The sequence below is a fragment of the Labrys methylaminiphilus subsp. lupini genome (assembly GCF_051161885.1).
GTDB lineage: Bacteria > Pseudomonadota > Alphaproteobacteria > Rhizobiales > Labraceae > Labrys.
The window spans coordinates 3,353,150-3,371,630 of sequence record NZ_JBMDIH010000001.1; the positions used below are offsets into that span (position 1 = coordinate 3,353,150).

At 63.2% G+C, this 18,481-nt stretch carries 19 protein-coding genes; 14 read left to right on the top strand and 5 right to left on the bottom strand.

Annotated features, from left to right (window positions below; all coding sequences use genetic code 11):
• Positions 1–47 precede the first annotated feature (47 nt).
• Positions 48–899 (top strand): oxidoreductase, encoded by an 852-nt coding sequence (locus tag ACN6KF_RS15830; protein WP_434957754.1) that lies wholly within the window; start codon positions 48–50, stop codon positions 897–899.
• Between the two features lie 88 nt (positions 900–987).
• Here the strand turns inward: ACN6KF_RS15830 and ACN6KF_RS15835 are convergent, their stop codons facing one another.
• A complete protein-coding gene (locus tag ACN6KF_RS15835; protein WP_434957755.1) occupies positions 988–1,482 on the bottom strand; it encodes a hypothetical protein in 495 nt (164 codons plus the stop codon).
• Between the two features lie 303 nt (positions 1,483–1,785).
• On the opposite strand from ACN6KF_RS15835, the gene ACN6KF_RS15840 reads away from it, so the two are divergent.
• From ACN6KF_RS15840 to ACN6KF_RS15860, 5 genes are all read left to right on the top strand, one after another.
• Positions 1,786–2,409: a Maf family nucleotide pyrophosphatase gene (locus ACN6KF_RS15840; protein WP_434957756.1), complete on the top strand. Its 624-nt coding sequence runs from the start codon at positions 1,786–1,788 to the stop codon at positions 2,407–2,409.
• Entirely contained in the window at positions 2,406–2,621 is a 216-nt protein-coding gene (gene yacG, locus ACN6KF_RS15845) for a DNA gyrase inhibitor YacG (RefSeq protein WP_434957757.1), read from the top strand. Before ACN6KF_RS15840 ends, yacG begins: the two co-directional genes overlap by 4 nt.
• Positions 2,618–3,688: an Ldh family oxidoreductase gene (locus ACN6KF_RS15850; protein WP_434957758.1), complete on the top strand. Its 1,071-nt coding sequence runs from the start codon at positions 2,618–2,620 to the stop codon at positions 3,686–3,688. Before yacG ends, ACN6KF_RS15850 begins: the two co-directional genes overlap by 4 nt.
• 80 nt (positions 3,689–3,768) lie before the next feature.
• Positions 3,769–4,242, top strand: coding sequence for a nuclear transport factor 2 family protein (locus ACN6KF_RS15855; protein WP_434957759.1), 474 nt, complete (start codon positions 3,769–3,771; stop codon positions 4,240–4,242).
• Positions 4,243–4,344: 102 nt separating this feature from the next.
• Complete coding sequence (locus ACN6KF_RS15860; protein ID WP_434957760.1) at positions 4,345–4,902, top strand: TetR/AcrR family transcriptional regulator; 558 nt, start codon at positions 4,345–4,347, stop codon at positions 4,900–4,902.
• Between the two features lie 5 nt (positions 4,903–4,907).
• Here ACN6KF_RS15860 and ACN6KF_RS15865 read toward each other — a convergent pair whose 3' ends face one another.
• A complete protein-coding gene (locus tag ACN6KF_RS15865) occupies positions 4,908–5,372 on the bottom strand; it encodes an Lrp/AsnC family transcriptional regulator (protein ID WP_434957761.1) in 465 nt (154 codons plus the stop codon).
• 182 nt (positions 5,373–5,554) lie between these two features.
• Between ACN6KF_RS15865 and ACN6KF_RS15870 the strand changes: the two genes are divergently transcribed.
• Genes ACN6KF_RS15870 through ACN6KF_RS15880 form a run of 3 tightly spaced genes read left to right on the top strand, consistent with a single transcriptional unit; the run spans position 5,555 to position 8,074 of the window.
• Positions 5,555–6,274, top strand: a complete 720-nt coding sequence (locus ACN6KF_RS15870; RefSeq protein WP_434957762.1) for an aspartate/glutamate racemase family protein — start codon at positions 5,555–5,557, stop codon at positions 6,272–6,274.
• A gap of 25 nt (positions 6,275–6,299) precedes the next feature.
• Positions 6,300–6,830, top strand: a complete 531-nt coding sequence (locus ACN6KF_RS15875; RefSeq protein WP_434957763.1) for an L-2-amino-thiazoline-4-carboxylic acid hydrolase — start codon at positions 6,300–6,302, stop codon at positions 6,828–6,830.
• A complete protein-coding gene (locus ACN6KF_RS15880) occupies positions 6,827–8,074 on the top strand; it encodes a Zn-dependent hydrolase (protein ID WP_434957764.1) in 1,248 nt (415 codons plus the stop codon). Before ACN6KF_RS15875 ends, ACN6KF_RS15880 begins: the two co-directional genes overlap by 4 nt.
• Before the next feature lie 68 nt (positions 8,075–8,142).
• Here ACN6KF_RS15880 and ACN6KF_RS15885 read toward each other — a convergent pair whose 3' ends face one another.
• From ACN6KF_RS15885 to ACN6KF_RS15895, 3 genes are all read right to left on the bottom strand, one after another.
• Positions 8,143–9,477 (bottom strand): SGNH/GDSL hydrolase family protein, encoded by a 1,335-nt coding sequence (locus tag ACN6KF_RS15885; RefSeq protein ID WP_434957765.1) that lies wholly within the window; start codon positions 9,475–9,477, stop codon positions 8,143–8,145.
• 281 nt (positions 9,478–9,758) lie between these two features.
• Positions 9,759–11,048, bottom strand: coding sequence for an NAD(P)/FAD-dependent oxidoreductase (locus ACN6KF_RS15890; RefSeq protein WP_434959690.1), 1,290 nt, complete (start codon positions 11,046–11,048; stop codon positions 9,759–9,761).
• Positions 11,049–11,161: 113 nt separating this feature from the next.
• Positions 11,162–12,595 (bottom strand): glutamine synthetase family protein, encoded by a 1,434-nt coding sequence (locus ACN6KF_RS15895; protein WP_434957766.1) that lies wholly within the window; start codon positions 12,593–12,595, stop codon positions 11,162–11,164.
• Positions 12,596–12,945: 350 nt separating this feature from the next.
• On the opposite strand from ACN6KF_RS15895, the gene ACN6KF_RS15900 reads away from it, so the two are divergent.
• The 5 genes from ACN6KF_RS15900 to ACN6KF_RS15920 all read left to right on the top strand — a co-directional run bounded on the left by ACN6KF_RS15900 (position 12,946) and on the right by ACN6KF_RS15920 (position 18,438).
• Positions 12,946–14,133, top strand: a complete 1,188-nt coding sequence (locus ACN6KF_RS15900; RefSeq protein WP_434957767.1) for an ABC transporter ATP-binding protein — start codon at positions 12,946–12,948, stop codon at positions 14,131–14,133.
• A gap of 12 nt (positions 14,134–14,145) precedes the next feature.
• Positions 14,146–15,096, top strand: a complete 951-nt coding sequence (locus ACN6KF_RS15905) for an ABC transporter permease subunit (protein ID WP_434957768.1) — start codon at positions 14,146–14,148, stop codon at positions 15,094–15,096.
• Positions 15,093–15,911: an ABC transporter permease subunit gene (locus ACN6KF_RS15910; protein WP_434957769.1), complete on the top strand. Its 819-nt coding sequence runs from the start codon at positions 15,093–15,095 to the stop codon at positions 15,909–15,911. Before ACN6KF_RS15905 ends, ACN6KF_RS15910 begins: the two co-directional genes overlap by 4 nt.
• Before the next feature lie 548 nt (positions 15,912–16,459).
• Positions 16,460–17,608: an ABC transporter ATP-binding protein gene (locus ACN6KF_RS15915; RefSeq protein WP_434957770.1), complete on the top strand. Its 1,149-nt coding sequence runs from the start codon at positions 16,460–16,462 to the stop codon at positions 17,606–17,608.
• Complete coding sequence (locus ACN6KF_RS15920) at positions 17,608–18,438, top strand: carbohydrate ABC transporter permease (RefSeq protein ID WP_434957771.1); 831 nt, start codon at positions 17,608–17,610, stop codon at positions 18,436–18,438. Before ACN6KF_RS15915 ends, ACN6KF_RS15920 begins: the two co-directional genes overlap by 1 nt.
• The last annotated feature ends 43 nt before the right edge of the window (positions 18,439–18,481 follow it).

Genomic DNA, 18,481 nt, shown 5'->3' on the forward strand with positions numbered 1-18,481 from the left:
CTGCTTCTATGTAAGATGCCTCACCTTTGCTTTCCAAAGAGATTGTCATGTCAGAAATTGCAAAGCCCGTCTGGTTCATCACCGGCTGCTCCACCGGTTTCGGCCGCGAACTGGCGCGCCATACGCTTTCGCTGGGCTATCCCACCGTGGTCACGGCCCGCAACCCTGCCCAGCTCGAGGACTTCGTCATGGAGTTCGGGGACACGGCGCTGGTGCTCAAGCTCGACGTGACGAAGCAGGCCGATATCGATGCCGCCCTGGCCGTGGCACTGGAGCGGTTCGGCCGCATCGACGTCCTCGTGAACAATGCGGGCATCGGCTATTTCGGCTCGTTCGAGGAAAGCGACCTCGGCGAGGTCCACAAGATGTTCGACATCAATGTCTGGGGCCTGACGGCGATGACGCGTGCTGCGCTTCCGGCGATGCGCGAGCAGCGCTCGGGAACCATCGTGAACATCTCCTCGCTCGGCGGGCTTCGGGCGGCCCCCTCCGTCAGCTTCTACACCGCCACCAAATTCGCGGTGGAGGCCCTGTCGGAAGCCCTGTCCCAGGAGGTCGCTCCGCTCGGCCTCAAGGTGCTGATCGTCGAGCCCGGCCCGTTCCGGACCGATTGGGCCGGGCGCTCGGCCAACGAGGCGCCGCAGACCATCGACGCCTATCGCGAGACCTCCGGCGCCCGCCAGAGCCAGATTCGCGGCTATAGCGGCCAGCAGCCTGGCGACCCCGTGCGCGCCGCCCAGGCGATCATCAAGGCCGTCGAAGCCGACAGCCCGCCCCTGCGCCTGCTGCTCGGCAACATCGCACTCGAAGGCGCGCGTACCAAGATCGCCCAACTCACGCAGAACTTCGATGCCTGGGAAGAGGTGACCAAGGGCGCCGATTATCCCGAAGGACAGTAAGCGGAACGGCGCCATTCATGCGCGCCGCCTCCGGCCTTGCCTAGGGCGTCGCGCGATTTGACGGGATCGCCGAGAATCGCAAGGCGCCCTAGCGATAGCGAGCCACGCATTGCATCAGCGCGCTCAACGCCGACGATGTGCCGTTCAGGGTGACCGAGAAGGACTTGTTGCCGCGAGGCTGGAAATAGAGGACCCGGCCGCCGCGGATCTCCTGGAAGAGCTGGGTCGAGTCGGCCAGCGGAATCAGCAGCCGGGTCGGCGCCGTGGCTTTGGCGCCACTGGCACGCGAGCGGTAATTGTCGACCCAATAGGTGACATCGCCGCGCGAATCCCTGACCCAGTTCCAGTTCGGATTCTCGATGACCATGCCCCAGGCCGTCTCGCGGGTCAGCAGGAAATGCACCGCCGCTCCCCTGGAGTATTTGCCGCTGGAAGCGCAATATTCGAAGCGGCCATTGCTGGCATTGGCTTCGATCACCCATTGCCCCATGTCGTAACGGCCGATGACCTCGCTTTTCGCGCTTCCGATCGGGAGCAAAGCAATACTCGCCGCCACGAAAGCGATATAACCTTTATGCTGCATGCCAGCCCCTTCCCTGTTCACGATTCAATCGAAATCGTCGGAGATCATTCGAGCTTGCTTTCGTGCTCGGCAAGAACTCCTCAGCCCCTCGCAATGAGATACATGCCACGGCATTTATAAGTGTCGGGGGGACTTAGTATAGATGCGGGGTCAACCTCTGTTCCCTGCGGAACTTTTTATAAACCGACTGCGCTTTTCGAATGACGCTTCCTCCCAGGAAGACAAACCGCGGCCTCAGGGCCCGGGTTCTAATTCTCAGCCAACTCTGGTCCAAACAGGACGAATCCTGCTATTGCGCCTGTCATGACTGACCGTCCCAAGCTCGTCCTCGCTTCCGCCAGCCCGCGCCGTCATGCCCTGCTCGAGCAGGCAGGTTGCGAGCCGGATGCCTTGCTGCCCACCGATATCGATGAAACGCCCCGGCGTGGCGAGGCGGCGCGCATGCTGGTGCAGCGGCTTGCCAGGGGCAAGCTCGAGGCGGCCCTGACCACTCTCGCCAGCCGGCCCGATCTTGCCGGCGCCTATACGGTGTCGGCCGACACGGTGGTGGCCTGCACCGGGCGGATCCTGCCAAAGGCCGAGACCCGCGAGGATGCCGAAGCCTGCCTCAGCCTGTTGTCGGGCCGCAGCCATATCGTGATGACCGGTGTCGCCGTCGCCGATCCGCATGGCACAATCCGGACCCGGCTGGTTGAAACACGGGTGCGCTTCAAGCATCTGTCGCACGACGAGCTCAATGCCTATCTCGATTCCCGCGAATGGCACGGCAAGGCGGGCGGCTACGCCATCCAAGGCCGCGCCGGCGTGTTCGTATTGCGACTTGTCGGATCCTACACCAATGTCGTCGGCCTGCCGCTCTATGAGACGGTGAGCCTTCTCGAAGGGGCGGGCTTCCCGGTCCGTGGTACCTGGAGGGACGAATTGTGAGCGAACCGACCCCAACCCCTCTGCGCAAGCGCAAATGCCCGATCTGCGGCAAGCCCAGCGTCGAGGCCAGCAAGCCTTTCTGCTCGAAGCGTTGCGCCGACATCGACCTGTCGCGCTGGCTGAAGGGCGTCTACGCCATTCCCGGCGAGGAGACCGACAAAGTCGATCCGAGCGACCAGGATGATTATCCGAAGACAGAGCATGACCGATGAGCGAACCGCAGCGTTATACGAGTAGCAGCCTCGAACCCTTTCTCGAATCCGCCCTCCTGGCCGGCGGAGCCGACGTGCCCTCGGCACGGGCCGCCACCCGCGCCATGATGCATGCCTCGCGCCTCGGCGTGGACAGCCATGGCGTCCGACTGCTGCCCTATTACCTCTCGGTGCTGGCCAGTGGCGAGATCAACGGCCATCCGCAGCTCGAAGTATCACGCGGCGAAGGTGCGACGGCCATTCTCGATGCGGATGGCGCCATCGGACACCTGGCCTGCTACCGGGCCATGGAAGTGGCCGTCGACATCGCCAGGACGCAGGGCATCGGCGCCGTCACCATCCGGCGCTCCTCCCATATGGGCGCTGCCGGTGCCTATCCGATGTGGGCTGCCGAACAGGGTTTCATCGGCTTGCTCACCGCCAATTCCGACGCAGCCGTGCGGCTGTTCGACGGGCGTGACGCCTTCCATGGCACCAGCCCGATCGCCATCGGCGCCCCGGTCCCCGGCCAGCGCCCCTGGCTGATGGACATGGCGACCAGCGCAATCCCGCAAAACCGCGTGCTGCTTTACCGTTCGCTCGGCCTCACTCTGCCTCAGGGCGTGGCCGTCGACGAGAAGGGCGTCAACACCACAGATCCCGAAGCGGCCCGCGTGCTCTCACCGGTAGGCGGCGAGCAGGGTTTCAAGGGCGCCGCGCTCGCCGGGCTGGTGGAGATCCTGTCCGCCCCCCTCACCGGCATGGCACTCTCCACCGAGCTGGTGCCGATGTACGGTCAGCCCTCGACCGGCGCTCCACGCGACATGGGAGGCTTCGCCCTCGCCATCAATCCTTCGGCCTTCATCGCACCCGAGATCTATGGCGCGATCATGACACGCTACCTCGCCAATATCCGCGCCGCCATGCCGGCCGAGGGCGCGAGCGGCAAGCCGATGGCGCCGGGTGATCGCGAATGGGCCGTGGAGGAAGAACGGGCGCGCAAGGGTGTGCCGGTCGATCCCGTCAGCGAGGAGGCCTTCGTCGAGCTCGCCGCCAAATATGGGCTGACCTTGCCGCAGAAGGCGTGAAGTCCGCGCTCCAAGGAAGTTCTTGACTCTTGTACCGATTGGTCCACATTGTACCAACCGGTACAGATAAGGAAATTGCCATGCCCGAACAACGCCCGCCGCTGCCTCCCTTCACCCGGGAAGCGGCGATACAAAAGATCCGCGCCGCCGAGGATGGCTGGAACAGTTGCGATCCCGAGCGCGTCTCGCTCGCCTACACGACTGACAGCCGCTGGCGTAACCGCTCCGATTTCCTGACCGGACGCACGGAGATCGTGAGCTTCCTCACTCGCAAATGGCAGCGGGAGCAGGACTATCGCCTGATCAAGGAGTTGTGGGCCTATGGCGACAACCGCATTGGCGTGCGCTTTGCCTACGAATGGCATGACGATGCCGGCAATTGGTTCCGCTCCTATGGCAACGAGAACTGGGAATTCGACGAGAACGGCCTGATGGCAGTGCGCCATGCGTCCATCAACGATGTGCCGATCCGCGAGAGCGAGCGCAAGTTCCGCTGGGATCGCAGCGCTCCGCGCCCCGCCGACCATCCCGGACTCAGCGATCTCGGCCTTTAGAGCAAAACGACTTCTCTCCGAATCGTCGTTTTGCTCTAACTCTTTGTTTTGACGCTTTTTCTTAATCGAAAAGTCTGTCAACTTTTCTGGAAAACGCTCTAGATGAAGACGGTCCGCGAGCGCGCCGATATCCTGCCCGCCCTCACCGAGGTCTTTCGCAGCCATGGTTATGAGGGCGCCAGTCTCGCCCTCATCGGCCAGCAGACGGGCCTCGGCAAGGGCAGCCTCTACAACTTCTTCCCGGGCGGGAAGGAGGAGATGGCGGGCGCCGTGCTCGACCATATCGACGGCTGGTTCCGCACTCATGTCTTCGAGCCATTGCGGACCACTGCGGATCCTGAAGCCGCGATCGCGGCCATGTTCGAGGCGACGGACCGCTATTTCCATTCGGGCGGGCGTGTCTGCATCGTCGGCGTGTTTGCCCTGTCGGATGTGCGTGACCGTTTCGCAGAGCGCATCAACGGCTATTTCGCCGAATGGCGCGACGCGCTGGCGCAAGCCCTGCAGCGCCTCGGCAAAGATCCGGATTCCGCAAGCGAACTTGCTGAGGACATCGTCGCCGGCATCCAGGGGGCGCTGGTGACGGCGCGCGCCCTCGGCAACCCCTCCCTGTTCGGCCGCAGGCTGGCGCGGCTGAAAGCGCTCATTCCGTTGCGCTGAATCCTTCAGGCATTGGACAGCGGCAGCACCGTAGTGTCCTTGAACATCTCCATCGAGATATAGGAAGAGATGTCGTTGAATTGCAGCTTGGCGACCAGCTTCTTGTAGACCAGGTCGAGGCTTTCGACGTCGGGCAGCACGATCTTGAGCAGATAGTCGATATCCCCCGTGAGGCGGTGCATCTCGACGATCTCCGGCGTGTCGGCGACGAGAGCGCGAAAACGCTCCAGCCAATCCAGTGAGTGGTTCGCCGTGCGGACCATGACATAGACCGTGGTCGGCAGCCCCACCTTCTTGCGATCGAGCAGCGCCGCGCGCCGCACAATGTAGCCCTCCTCCTCCAGGCGCTTGACGCGCCGCCAGCAAGCCGAGGGCGATAGATGAGTCTTCTCGGCGAGATCGGCGAGAGGATGGTCGGCCTGGAGCTGCAGCAGGGCCAGGATCTGTTTGTCCCGATGGTCGAGCTTCATGACTCCCTCACGCATCCAGATTGTGTAGAAGAAATCTACGACGCAAAATCTTTGCCTGTTCTAATTTCAGACGCAATATACTTGTTCCTTCAGCATCCCAAACGCCCAAAAAATGCAAACCATTTTCATCCATTTCGAGGCATTATTCAGGCATGATAACCAACCCCGGATGGGAGACGGATATGCGGAAAATCGGCCTGATCGGCGGCATGAGCTTCGAGAGTTCGGCGATCTATTACAAGCTCATCAACGAGGCAGTGCGCGCTCGGCGCGGCGACCTGCATTCGGCCGAGGTCATGCTGCATTCGGTGAATTTCCAGGATATCGTCGACATGCAGAAGGCCGGACGCTGGGATGTGGCGGCCGAGAGGCTGGCAAGCGTGGCCCGCGACCTCGAAGGCGCCGGTGCCGGCTGCGTGCTGATCTGCACCAACACCATGCATCTGGTTGCCCGCCCGGTGCAGGAGGCGATCGCCTGTCCGCTGATCGACATCATCGACGAAACCGCCAAGGCATTGACCGCAGCCGGCCGCAGCCGGCCTCTCCTGCTCGCCACCCGTTACACCATGGAACACGGCTTCTACGCCGACCGCATGGGCCAGCATGGCATCGAGGTGATGGTTCCCGATGCCGAGGGCCGGGCCATCGTGCATGATGTAATCTTCTCCGAACTCTGCGCCGGATTGGTGAAGGATAGCTCGCGCCGCAAGCTCGAGGCCCTGATCGAGCGGGCCAAGGCCGAAGGCGCCGACAGCGTGATCCTTGGCTGCACCGAGATCTGCCTGATCCTCTCCCCCGACAGCCTCGGCCTGCCCGGCTTCGACTCCACCACGATCCACGCGGCCGCCGCCGTCGATTTTTCGCTTGCGCCAGGCCCCAACGCTGCCCAACTGGCAGCATGATGGATCAGCGAACAGGAGGCAGGTCATGAAGCAGGCAGCAGATCCCGACAGGACGGAAAGCGCGAAGGCCGTCATGGAGGGCGAGATCGGCATTCTCGCCCGCCGGCGGATCGAGGCCGGCATCATCGCGCCGATCTATGAGGAAATGCGTGAACGCCTCGGCGAGGAACTGGCGCAGTCGATCCTTGATTCCGCCATCCGCAAGGCCGCCATCGCGGCCGGCCGCAGCTTTGCCGCCAAGACCCCGGGCGGCACCGATCTGCGCAGTTTCCAGGATTTGCAGGCCCTGTGGACCCAGGACGACGCGCTGGTGATCGAGGTAGTCAAGGCCACCGACACCGAGTTCGACTACAACGTCCATCGTTGCCGCTATGCCGAGACCTACAAGGAGATGGGGCTCGGCAAGATCGGGCACCTGTTGTCCTGCAACCGCGACGGCGTGTTCTGCACGGGCTACGATCCGCGTATCACACTCGAGCGCACGCAGACGATCATGGACGGCTCCAGCCACTGCAATTTCCGCTACAAGCTGCAAGAAGCCGCCAAGGCGGAATGATGGACCAGCCTCTCGCCAGCCGGATCGGCCCGACGCCCCTCCTCGATGCGGCGCAGCTCAATGCCGATATCGAGGCCACCGCCCGTTTCGGTGGCACCGGGAATGGCGGCGTCTCCCGCCTCACGCTGACGCCGGAGGACAAGGCCGTCCGGGACTGGTTCGTTGCCCGCGCCAGCGAGCTCGGCTGCAGCGTGACCATCGATCCGATCGGCAATCTGTTCGCTTCCTATCCCGGGCGCAATGCCGCCCTGCCCGCCATCATGACCGGCAGCCACCTCGACACCCAGCCAGGTGGCGGGCGCTATGACGGCATCCTCGGCGTGCTGGCCGGGTTCGCCGCTCTCCGCGCCCTGAAGAGCTCAGGACTTGTCACCGAGCACCCGCTGACGGTGGTGAACTGGACCAATGAGGAAGGCTCGCGCTTTTCCCCGGCCATGTTCGGCTCGGGCGTGCATGCCGGCGCCATCGCGCTCGACGAGGCGCTCGCGGTCCGCGACCAGTCCGGCGTCAGTGTCGGCCAGGCCCTCGACTCCATCGGCTATCGCGGCAGCCGATCCCATACGGAGAATCCGGCCGCCTATGTCGAACTCCACATCGAACAAGGGCCCGTTCTGGAGGCCGAGGGGATCGCGATCGGCGCCGTCACCGGCGTGCAGGGCCTGCGCTGGTTCGACGTGGAGATCAAAGGCACCGAATCCCATGCCGGCTCGACCCCGATGGCGAACCGGCGCGATGCGCTGACCGCCGCCGCCCGCCTGATCCTCGATGTCGAGGCGATCGGCCGCGCCCATGCCCCCGGCGTGCTGACGGTCGGCCGCGCCGGTGTCTTCCCGAACTCCCGCAATGTCGTTCCGGGTCGGGTCAGCCTGCAGATCGACATGCGCCATCCCGGCGAAGCCGGGCTGGAAGCCATGGAAACCGCATTGCGACAGGCCGTTGCCGGCCAGACCGACAGCCGCATCGAGCGGATCTGGGCCAAGAAACCGGTCGCTTTCGATCCCGCCTGCATCGATGCTGTCCGCCAGGCCGCCGCCGATTGCGGCCTGTCCTGCCGCGACATCGCATCTGGCGCCGGCCATGACGCCGCCCATCTGGCGACCCTCGCGCCGACGGCGATGATCTTCATCCCGTCCCGCGACGGGCTTTCCCACAATGAACGAGAATATTCATCGCCCCGGCAATGCGCCGACGGCGCCGAGGTGCTGCTGCGCACCCTTCTCAAACTCGACCGTCGGCTGGCCTAGCGCCACCCGTCAGACGCCGTAGAGCGTCCCCGGCGCAATAGCGCCGCCGGGGCCTTTGCATCGTTCAGCTACTGCTTGGGCACCAGCACACCGAGATCGACGGCCTTGGCCATGGCCTCGTAGCCGGCGTCATTGGGATGCAGGTGGTCGCCGCAATCATAGGCAGGATTGATGCGACTGGAATCCTTTGTATCCTGCAATACCTTGTCGAAGTCGATCAGCCCGTCCGCCGTCTTGTTGGCCCGGATCCAGGCATTCACCTCCTGGCGGATCTTTTCCTTCTCCGGCGTGTAGTAACCGGAGGTCGGCAACCCCTTGAAGGTGTCGACGAAGGGCGAGAGGGTGACGCCGACGAAACGGATGCCATGGGCATGGGCGCGATCAATGATCTGCTTGTAGCCGGCGATCACGTCCTCGGCCGTCGGTTCGGGATCGGCCGGGGTGATGGCATCCTTGCCCGGCCAGCCGATATCGTTGATCCCCATCATCATCACCACGGTCGAAACCTTGGGATGGCTGAGCACTGACATGTCGAACCGGCTTAGGGCGTTGGTTCCCATGCCGTTGGAGAGCACGCGATTGCCCGAATAGGCCTCGTTGACCACCGCAACATCCTGATGCCCCTCGGCCTGCAGCCGCTCGGCGATATGATCGGGCCAGCGATTGTTCTTGTCCGGCGAAGAACAGGCGCCATCGGTGATGGAATCGCCGAAGAATACGATGGCCTTCGACTCCGGCTTGGCCGTGGTCAGGATACGGCTGAGCAGCAGGCGCGACTTGTTGGTGCTCACCGCCTTAAAATCGGCCTCCTTGGTCTTGTCGCCGGGCTCTGACACATAGCCGGTCTGGGCCCCATCCCAATGAACCGAGGTGATGCCGGCCCTGTTGGGCAGGTAGAAGCTGACCGCCAGGCTCGACAGGGCCTTGACCGGCAGATCCACGGGGTCGCTGAGCAGGGGCGCGCCGGGCGGAATGACGGCCGATGGCTTACCGCCGAAGGTCAAGGGCTTCACGGAGCCCTCATCGATGGCGCTGCCGCCCTTGGACAGCGCCACGCTGGCCGAGCCAATCGCAACCGGACGCGTGCCGAACTCGTTGGAGATGACGACACGCACTTGTTCGCCCCCGACGCTGATGCGTGCGATCTGGCGGACGGTCTGATCACCGAGCACCTCGGGCACATCGAAGGGCGCCGGCAATTCCTCGGCCCAGCGTGGGGCTGGCGTGGCGGCCCATGTCGTGATCCAAGGCTCCGGGCCTTCCGCGCTTGCCGGGGTCGCAGCCACGGCCAGGGTCAGTGTCCCCGCGACAAATGAAGTCCTGGCGGCCGATCCGATCAATCTGACATGCGTGATCCGATGCAGACTTAATCCGGGCCAATAATAATCCGAATAGGAAACCATGGCGCTTTCCATCCCGCTTTGACAATATTGTAGAATGACGTTGTCTTGATTGCGTATAGAGATGAAGTATCCGGCATTGCAGCGCGGGAGACTTCTAAAGCGCCGGGAGAGTGTGACGTTTTCCTGGATCTTGCAAGCTGAATACCGGCCGGCATGCTCGCACCGGCCTGATGTGCGAGAGGCCGGAGCGTGGCGGTCGACGTGTCGGATCCCTGTGTGGAACCGCTTAAACTTGGCATGGGGCAAAACGCGTTCCGCTCGAACACGCCTCACCCGGGGGCTCAGAGCCGGTCCCTCAGCGCATAATAGCTCATGCCGGCCGCCAGGGTCGGCCAGCGCAACAGGCGCCCGCCCGGGAAGGGCGGTGTCGGCAAAGCGGCGAGGCGATCGAATTCGCCGAGGGTGGCGGCGGTGACATCCGCCAGGATCTTGCCGAAATAGGGCGCCAGCATCACCCCCTGCCCCGAATAGCCCGAGGCCGTCAGCACGTTGGGCGCCAGTCGCCGCACGAAGGGCAGGCGCGTGGTGGTGATGCCGAGCGTGCCGCCCCAGGCATAGTCGATGCGCTTGTCGGCAAGCTGGGGGAAGACCTTGAGCATGCGAGTGCGTACGAAGGCCTTCATGTCGGCCGGAAAGCCCGAGCGATAGTTCTCGCCGCCGCCGAAGATCAGGCGCCGATCCGCCGACAGGCGATAATAGTTCACCACGAAGCGGCTGTCGGCGACGGCATAATCGTTGGCGATCAAGGCCCTGGCTTCATCGTCCGAGAAAGGTTCGGTCGCCAGGATGAAATTGTTGATCGGCATCACCCGCGCCTCGGTATAGGCGTCGAGCCCGGAGAGGTAACCGTCGCCCGCCAGGATCAGCCAGTCGGCGGAAACGCTGCCTTGCGCAGTACGGACCACCGCCCTGCTGCCCTCGGCCCGGTAGCTGACGGCACGCGAACGCTCGAAGATCCGCACACCGGCGCCAATCGCGGCCGCGCCCAGCCCCAGAGCCAGGTTCAGTGGGTGGAGATGGCCGCCATCATGATCGACGAAGCCACCGTAATAACCGGTCGCACCGAGGACGGCGTCGAGCTCGGCCTTGCCGATGGCCTCGACCTTGTCATAGCCGTAGACCGTCCTGAGCTTCTCGGCATAAGCGTGCGACATCGCCACATAATGCGGCTTGTGGTCGGCGATCAGGATGCCCTGCTTGTAGTCGCAGGCGATCTGGTGCCTGACGATCAGGCCCTTGAGATGGGCCTTGGCGTCCTCCGCCATCCGCCATAACGCTTTGGCGCCGTCCAGGCCCGCCAGTTTCTCCAGATAATCCTGGTCGCGGCGCTGGCCCGAATGAACCTGGCCGCCATTGCGCCCCGAGGCTCCCGAGCCGATCTCGGCAGCCTCGAGCACGATCACCGAAAGCCCTTTTTCGGCGAAGGCGAGCGCGGCGCCGAGCCCGGTATAGCCGGCGCCGACGATACAGACATCGGCCCGCTCCTCGCCCAGGAGCTGAGGCTGGGCGGGAAGGCGGTTGGCGGCGGCGGTGTAATAGGAATTGGCCGGATGGCCGGTGTTGTCGGTCATGATCCTGGGAGCGCGGACATCCTGTCCGCCCTTGGAAACGTTATGCCAAGCGATGGGAAGAGCGGACATCGCGACATGCCGGCATGTCGCTGTGAAAGTCCGCGCTTCGAATTCTACACGTTCAAGAGCAAATGCTCGCGTTCCCAGGGGCTGATCACCTTCATGAAGGTCTCGTGTTCCTGGCGTTTGATCGCGGCATAGGCGGTGACGAAGGAAGTCCCCATCACCTGGCGGATCGCCTCGCTCTCGTCCATTTCCGCGACCGCCTCGAGCAGGCTCTGGGGCAGCTCGAAATCGCGGTTCTTGGCATCCGACTCGATCGGCGCCGTCGCATCGAGTTCTTCGGTCATGCCGAGATAGCCGGCCGCCAGGCTCGCGGCGATGGCGAGATAGGGATTAGCGTCCGAGGAAGGAACCCGGTTCTCGACGCGCCTTGCGTCGGGGCCCGAGGGCGGCACACGCAGGCCCGCCGTGCGGTTGTCATAGCCCCATTGCACGTTGATCGGTGCCATGGAATCGCGCGTCAGCCGGCGGTAGGAGTTCACATAGGGCGCCAGCATGCACATGATCGCCGGCAGATATTTCTGCTGGCCGGCCAGGAAGGAGAAGAACAGCGGGGTCGGCCCGCCCGTCTCCGGATCGGAGAAGATGTTCTGGCCGCTTTCGGCGTCGACGATCGACTGGTGGATATGCAGCGCCGAGCCCGGCTCGCCCGACATGGGCTTGGCCATGAAGGTGGCATAGATCTTGTGCTGCAGCGAGGCCTCGCGGATGGTGCGCTTGAACAGGAAGACCTGGTCGGCCAGTTCAAGCGGATCGCCATGGCGCAGATTGATCTCCATCTGCGCCACGCCGTCCTCGTGGATCAGCGTGTCGATCTCCAGGCCCTGATGTTCCGAATATTTGTAGATGTCCTCGAACAGGGCGTCGAATTCGTTGACGGCCGAAATCGAATAGCCCTGGCGGCCAAGTTCCGGGCGGCCGGATCGGCCGATCGGCGGCTTCAGCGGATAGTCGGGATCGGTGTTGGGCTCGACCAGATAGAACTCGATCTCCGGCGCCACCACCGGCTGCCAGCCCTTCTTGCGGTAGAGTTCGCGGATGCGGCGCAGCACCTGGCGGGGCGCCTGCTCGACGGGGCGGCCGTCGCGCGTCATCGCGTCGTGAATGACCTGCGCTGTCGGATCCATCGCCCACGGCACCGCGGTCAGGGTCGACCAATCAGGCTGCATGAACATGTCGGTATCGGCTTCCACCGCGTCCACCAGACCGTCATAGGCGGGATATTCGCCGGTGATGCACTGATAGAAAATCGAAAGCGGCAGGTTCATCACCGGCGAGGCCAGGAATTTCGACACCGGCATGATCTTGCCGCGGGCCACCCCGCCCTGGTCTGGAACGAGGCACTCGATTTCCTCGATATTGCGGGCGCGAAACCAGTCTCTCGCGTTCTCCATACCGGAGATGCCACGCGCGGATTCGATATCCGGCACGCTAGAATGCTCGGGCTTGTCTGACTTTTTCTTTTTGCTCATCGTCGCACACATGCGGCTTCCACCCCGCAGGAAATGCGGAGCGGCGACCCGAAACAAGCGCCGGCGACCTGTTTGACAGCCCACGAGGGGCCATCACGCGACTAACCTCCGGTTCGGGCCCTTGGTTTAGGAGGGCGGAGGCGCACGCGCCGCGCATCGGGGAAGACGCGCAAAAGAGGCATCGGTGGACCGACGCTGGCGCACACTGCCTTTAGCCGCGTCCAAAAGTCAAATGGGTTGGCCAAAAAATGTGATCACAAAAAATGTGATCACATTTTTGCGTGGAATCGCATTTCCCCTGTAGACCACCGCCGACTTCCCGGTCTAGGCTGAAACCAATCACCACAAACAGATGGGATACCATGCGTGATACAGGCGGGGATGGCGCTACGGCGCCCGTGAAGTCGCAGAAGGCGATCGGGGGCGTTCGCCGGAAATTCCAACCCTGGTCCGATCCAACCGCCGTTCCCCTCATTCGCTTCGAGAACGTCACCAAGCGTTTTGGCGATTTCGTGGCGGTGAACGACGTTTCGCTGGACATCCATCAACGTGAATTCTTCTCCCTGCTCGGCCCCTCTGGCTGCGGCAAGACCACCTTGATGCGCATGCTGGCCGGCTTCGAACAGCCGACGGGCGGACGCATCACCCTGGCGGGCAAGGATCTGGCCGGCGTCCCGCCCTATGAACGCCCGGTCAACATGATGTTCCAGTCCTACGCGTTGTTCCCGCATATGAGCGTGGCCGACAATATCGCCTTCGGCCTGAAGATGGACAAGATGCCCAAGGCCGAGATCGACACGCGCGTCGGGCAGATGCTGAAGCTGGTCAAGCTGGAGAAATTCGCCAGCCGCAAGCCGCACCAGCTCTCCGGCGGCCAGCGCCAGCGTGTCGCCCTTGCCCGTGCCGTCGCCAAACAGCCCAAGGTGCTGCTGCTCGACGAGCCACTGGGCGCCCTCGACAAGAAATTGCGCGAGGAAACCCAGTTCGAGCTGATGGACATCCAGGTCGAGCTCGGCATCACCTTCGTCATCGTCACGCACGACCAGGAAGAGGCGATGACGATGTCCGACCGCATCGCGGTCATGGACCATGGCAAGCTGGTGCAAGTGGCGCCGCCCGGCGAAATCTACGAGCAGCCCAATTCACGCTATGTCGCCGACTTCATCGGCAACATCAACATCCTCGAAGGCAAGATTTCCGCCCAGAACGGCAGTTCCCTCACCATTACTTCGCCGAGCAGCCAGGCCTTCAGTGTCGACAGCGCCGAAAGCTGCTCCGTCGGCCAGAGCGTCTTCCTGGCCATCCGCCCCGAAAAGATGCGCATCTCGCTCGATGCGCCCACCACACCGGGCAATTGGCTGGCGGGAGAGGTCTTCGACATCGGCTATCTCGGCGACTGGACCAATTATCTCGTCGACATCGCCGGCACCGGCCAGCGCATCCGGGTGTCGCAGGCCAATATGAGCCGCTTCGTCGAGCGCCCGATCACCTGGGAAGACAAGGTTCATGTCAGCTTTGCGCCGGATGCCGGCGTCGTCCTGACCAAATAGGAGGGCGGCGGGATGACCGACAATCTGGCCGACAAGACCCGAAAGGGCTTCTTCTCCGGACGCACCGGGGTGATCGCCATTCCCTATCTGTGGTTGACGATCTTCTTCGCCCTGCCCTTCCTGATGGTGCTGAAGATCTCGCTGAGCCAGACGGCGCTGGGACAGCCGCCCTATACACCGGTCTTCAATTTCGACGGCACCTGGCAGAGCATTACGGGCTTCATCTCCGAGCTGAACCTCGACAATTACTGGACGATGTTCAACATCTGGGGCGAGGACGGCGATACGCTCTATCTGAAAGCCTACCTGTCCAGCGTGATGATCGCCTTGGTCTCGACGATCCTGCTGCTGATCGTCGGCTATCCCATCGCCTATGGCATGGCGCGTGCCCCCAAGAGCGTGCGTCCAACCCTGCTGATGCTGGTGATCCTGCCGTTCTGGACCTCGTTCCTGATCCGCGTCTATGCCTGGATCGGCATTCTCAAGCCGGAGGGCCTGCTCAACCTGGCGCTGATCAAGCTCGGCATCATCGACCAGCCCCTGCAGATCCTCAACACCAATTGGGCGATTTTCATCGGCATCGTCTATTCCTACCTGCCCTTCATGATCCTGCCGCTCTATTCGACCCTGGAGAAAATGGATGACACTCTCCTGGAAGCGGCGGCCGATCTCGGCTGCAAGCCGATCAAGGCCTTCTGGCTGGTGACCTTCCCGCTCTCCCTGCCCGGCGTGATCGCCGGCTGCATGCTCTGCTTCATTCCGGCGGTCGGCGAATTCGTCATCCCGGATCTGCTCGGCGGATCTTCCACGCTGATGATCGGCAAGCAGATGTGGGACCTGTTCTTCTCCAACCGCGACTGGCCGGCGGCCTCCGCCGTCGCCGTGATCCTGTTGATTATCCTGGTCGTGCCGATCACCTATTATCAGCACAGCCAAGCCAAGGCGCTGGAGACCGACCGATGAGAAAGGGTTCCTCCTGGTTCAGCATGACCTCGGTCGCCCTCGGCCTGGCCTTCCTCTACCTGCCGATCGTGATCCTGGTGATCTATTCGTTCAACGACTCCAAGCTGGTGACGGTCTGGGGCGGCTGGTCGACGCGCTGGTACGTCGAACTCTTCCACGACGAAGCCTTCATGAACGCCGCCAAGATCACGCTGATCGTGGCCGCCGTATCAGCCACCATCGCCACCATACTCGGCACGCTCGCCGCCGTGGTTCTGGTGCGCATGGGACGCTTCCGCGGCCGCATGACTTTTTCGGCCATGGTCTATGCGCCGCTGGTGATGCCCGAGATCATCATCGGCCTGTCATTGCTGTTGTTCTTCATCTCGCTGGGCATCGACCGCGGCTTTTGGACCATCACCCTGGCCCATGTCACACTCACCATGTGCTTCGTGACCGTGGTGGTGCAGTCGCGCCTGCTCAGCTTCGACCGCTCCATCGAAGAGGCGGCCCTGGATCTGGGCTGCCATCCCTTCAAAGCCTTCTTCCTGATCACGCTGCCGATCATCGCGCCGGCCGTGATCTCGGGCTGGATGCTGGCCTTCACCTTGTCGCTCGATGATCTCGTGCTCGCCAGCTTCACTTCCGGCCCGGGCTGGAACACGCTGCCGATGCGCATCTATTCGTCCGTGCGCCTCGGCGTGACGCCGGAGATCAATGCCGCCTGCACGCTGATGCTGGCCGTGGTCGCGCTCGGGGTGGTGGCCGCCGCCATCTATACCAGCCGTGCGGAGAAGGAGCGCGAACGCGCCGAGAGGCTGGCCGCAGCCGGCTGATCCGGCCCAACCATCAGCAGCCCGAAGCTTCAGGCCCTCGCCCCCTCCACGGGGCGGGGGCTTTGTCATTTACGGGCATGTCCCAACGTGGCAATGGCCGAACCACCCATCGCTTCACTGTAGATTCACGGGCCGAGACAGATTCTAACATTTTCTAACATAATCGCTCTTGCGATGTTATATTTTGTTGAATAGCATGCCTCATCAATCGTGGAGTCGGGGCTCGCCTCTGATGACGAATACGACATCAGACCAGGTGAATAACCGCCGCGCACCTCAGTTTTTGGGTGTTCCCCGTCAGAAAAAGGGAGCAACATCAAAGAAATGAGGAGCAAAATTGTACCAGGGAATGGAACATTGGTAGTCGGAATCGTTGCTTTACATGTTTGATTCTGTTCTTTCCTGTGTCTCGACGCCCGCCCCTCTTGAACGTCGCCGCAGCGTCTTGTGATCTGGCGAAACCGCCGAGACTCGCAAAGACGCGTCAAAACAGGGAGTTAGAGCAAAAAGGCGTTTTCAGTTAAACGCGCTTTGCTTGGGAAGGCACCATGGCGTCCATCGAACTCGATCATGTTTCCAAGCTCTACGCCAATGGCGCCTATGGCGTACGCAACGTCGACCTGACCATACCGGACGGCGAGTTCGTCATCTTCCTCGGCCCCTCCGGCTGCGGCAAGTCGACGACGCTGCGCATGATCGCCGGGCTCGAAGGCATTTCTTCCGGCGATCTGCGCATCGGCGGCAAGAGCATGACCCATGTCGCCCCACGCGACCGTAACATTGCGGTGGTGTTCCAGAGCTACGCCCTCTATCCGCATATGAGCGTGCGCCAGAACATGGCATTTGGCTTGAAAATGCGCGGCGTCGACGCCACCACCATCGATGCCAAGATCGCCGACGCCGCTCACTTGCTCGGCCTGCAGAACCTGCTTGGCCGCAAGCCGGCGGCGCTTTCGGGCGGCCAGCGCCAGCGCGTCGCCCTCGGCCGCGCCATCGTGCGCGAACCCGCCGCCTTCCTGCTCGACGAACCGCTTTCCAACCTCGACGCCCAGCTTCGGGCCGAGATGAGGCTCGAGCTCATCAAGCTCCATCGCCGCCTCGGCCGCACCATCGTGCATGTCACGCATGACCAGGTCGAGGCGATGACGATGGGAGACCGCATCTGCATCATGCGCGAAGGCCAACTGGTCCAGGCCGGGCGACCGCTCGAGGTCTACGCCAACCCGGCCAACACCTTCGTCGCCCGCTTCCTGGCGACCCCGCCGATGAACCTGATCCCGGCCAGGCTGGAGAGTGCGCCGGCGGAGGGCCTTGCAGTGGTGAGCGACGCGGGCGCGAAGCTGAGCGTGCCGGCCCGCCACCACGGAGCCTATGGTGGCCAGGCCGGCCGCCGCGTCATCCTCGGCATCCGGGCCGAGGATTTCTACGAAACCCAGCAGCACCCCGAGTGGCAGAAGATGCCGATCCGTGTGGTCGCCATCGAAGCCCTCGGCGCCGAGAACATCCTGATCGGACAGATCGCCGGCGAGCAGGAGACCAGTGACAGACCGCTGGAGATCGCGGCGCGGCTCGGGCGCAATTTCACCGCCCCGATCGGATCGACGGTGGAACTCTATGTCGATGCGCTGCCCATGCACCTGTTCGACCCCGAAACCGAACAGGTGATCGCCAGGCCGGCGCTGACGGGAGGGATGTGATGACGATGCGTAGCGACAGCCAGACCGTTCCCTTCCGCCGACGTTTCGGCTTGCATTTCGGCCTTGTCCTCGTCTGCGCCCTCATCCTGCTGCCGCCACTCTGGGTGCTCAGGACCAGCTTCCTGCCCGAGCAGCTCTCCTATAGCAACGAGTTGATGCCGGCCTTCACCACCGAGAACTATGCGGCGCTGATCTCCAGCCGTTTCGGCGGTTCCTATCTCAACAGCCTCATCGTGGCACTCGGTTCGGTGCTGGTTGCCCTGCCCTTCGCGGCGACCACCGGCTATGCCTTCGCCCGCTTCCGCACCGGCGGGCGCTGGGCACGCTTCATCGTGCTGGCCACCCAGATGCTGCCGCCGGTGGCGCTGGTACTGCCGACCTTCACCCTCTTCCGCAGCCTGGAACTCTCCAATTCGCTGACCGGGCTGATCATCGTCTACGCCGCCCTCAACCTGCCCTTCCTGACCTGGATCCTGATGGGTTTCTTCGAGGGCGTCCCGATCGACCTCGAATGGGCCGCCATGACCGACGGTGCCACCGCCTGGGGTGCGTTCTGGCGCATCGTGCTGCCGGTGTCGCTGCCCGGCATCGCCGCCGCCGGCGTGCTCGGCTTCATCCTGGCCTGGAACGAGTTCCTGTTCGCCCTGGTGCTGAGCGGGCCGACCACGGCGACGATACCGGTGGCACTCGCCGCGCTGCAGACCTCCAACGGCGTGCAGATCGCCAAGGTCTCGGCCGGCGTCATCCTCGCCATCCTGCCCCTGGTGATCGCCTCGCGCTTCATCCAGCGCTTCATCGTCCAGGGACTGACCTTCGGCAGCGTCAAATAAGCCAGCAATATGGAGAGCGGCGACAAAGCCGCACATTACGGAG

Coding starts and splice junctions, on each gene's coding strand:
- ACN6KF_RS15875 (WP_434957763.1), top strand. CDS start 6,300: ATGAAGCAGGCAGCAGATCCCGACAGGACGGAAAGCGCGAAGGCCGTC.
- ACN6KF_RS15910 (WP_434957769.1), top strand. CDS start 15,093: ATGAGAAAGGGTTCCTCCTGGTTCAGCATGACCTCGGTCGCCCTCGGC.
- ACN6KF_RS15830 (WP_434957754.1), top strand. CDS start 48: ATGTCAGAAATTGCAAAGCCCGTCTGGTTCATCACCGGCTGCTCCACC.
- ACN6KF_RS15855 (WP_434957759.1), top strand. CDS start 3,769: ATGCCCGAACAACGCCCGCCGCTGCCTCCCTTCACCCGGGAAGCGGCG.
- ACN6KF_RS15880 (WP_434957764.1), top strand. CDS start 6,827: ATGATGGACCAGCCTCTCGCCAGCCGGATCGGCCCGACGCCCCTCCTC.
- ACN6KF_RS15840 (WP_434957756.1), top strand. CDS start 1,786: ATGACTGACCGTCCCAAGCTCGTCCTCGCTTCCGCCAGCCCGCGCCGT.
- ACN6KF_RS15885 (WP_434957765.1), bottom strand. CDS start 9,477: ATGGTTTCCTATTCGGATTATTATTGGCCCGGATTAAGTCTGCATCGG.
- ACN6KF_RS15900 (WP_434957767.1), top strand. CDS start 12,946: ATGCGTGATACAGGCGGGGATGGCGCTACGGCGCCCGTGAAGTCGCAG.
- ACN6KF_RS15920 (WP_434957771.1), top strand. CDS start 17,608: ATGACGATGCGTAGCGACAGCCAGACCGTTCCCTTCCGCCGACGTTTC.
- ACN6KF_RS15860 (WP_434957760.1), top strand. CDS start 4,345: ATGAAGACGGTCCGCGAGCGCGCCGATATCCTGCCCGCCCTCACCGAG.
- ACN6KF_RS15835 (WP_434957755.1), bottom strand. CDS start 1,482: ATGCAGCATAAAGGTTATATCGCTTTCGTGGCGGCGAGTATTGCTTTG.
- ACN6KF_RS15850 (WP_434957758.1), top strand. CDS start 2,618: ATGAGCGAACCGCAGCGTTATACGAGTAGCAGCCTCGAACCCTTTCTC.
- ACN6KF_RS15865 (WP_434957761.1), bottom strand. CDS start 5,372: ATGAAGCTCGACCATCGGGACAAACAGATCCTGGCCCTGCTGCAGCTC.
- ACN6KF_RS15905 (WP_434957768.1), top strand. CDS start 14,146: ATGACCGACAATCTGGCCGACAAGACCCGAAAGGGCTTCTTCTCCGGA.
- ACN6KF_RS15890 (WP_434959690.1), bottom strand. CDS start 11,048: ATGACCGACAACACCGGCCATCCGGCCAATTCCTATTACACCGCCGCC.
- ACN6KF_RS15895 (WP_434957766.1), bottom strand. CDS start 12,595: ATGTGTGCGACGATGAGCAAAAAGAAAAAGTCAGACAAGCCCGAGCAT.
- ACN6KF_RS15915 (WP_434957770.1), top strand. CDS start 16,460: ATGGCGTCCATCGAACTCGATCATGTTTCCAAGCTCTACGCCAATGGC.
- ACN6KF_RS15870 (WP_434957762.1), top strand. CDS start 5,555: ATGCGGAAAATCGGCCTGATCGGCGGCATGAGCTTCGAGAGTTCGGCG.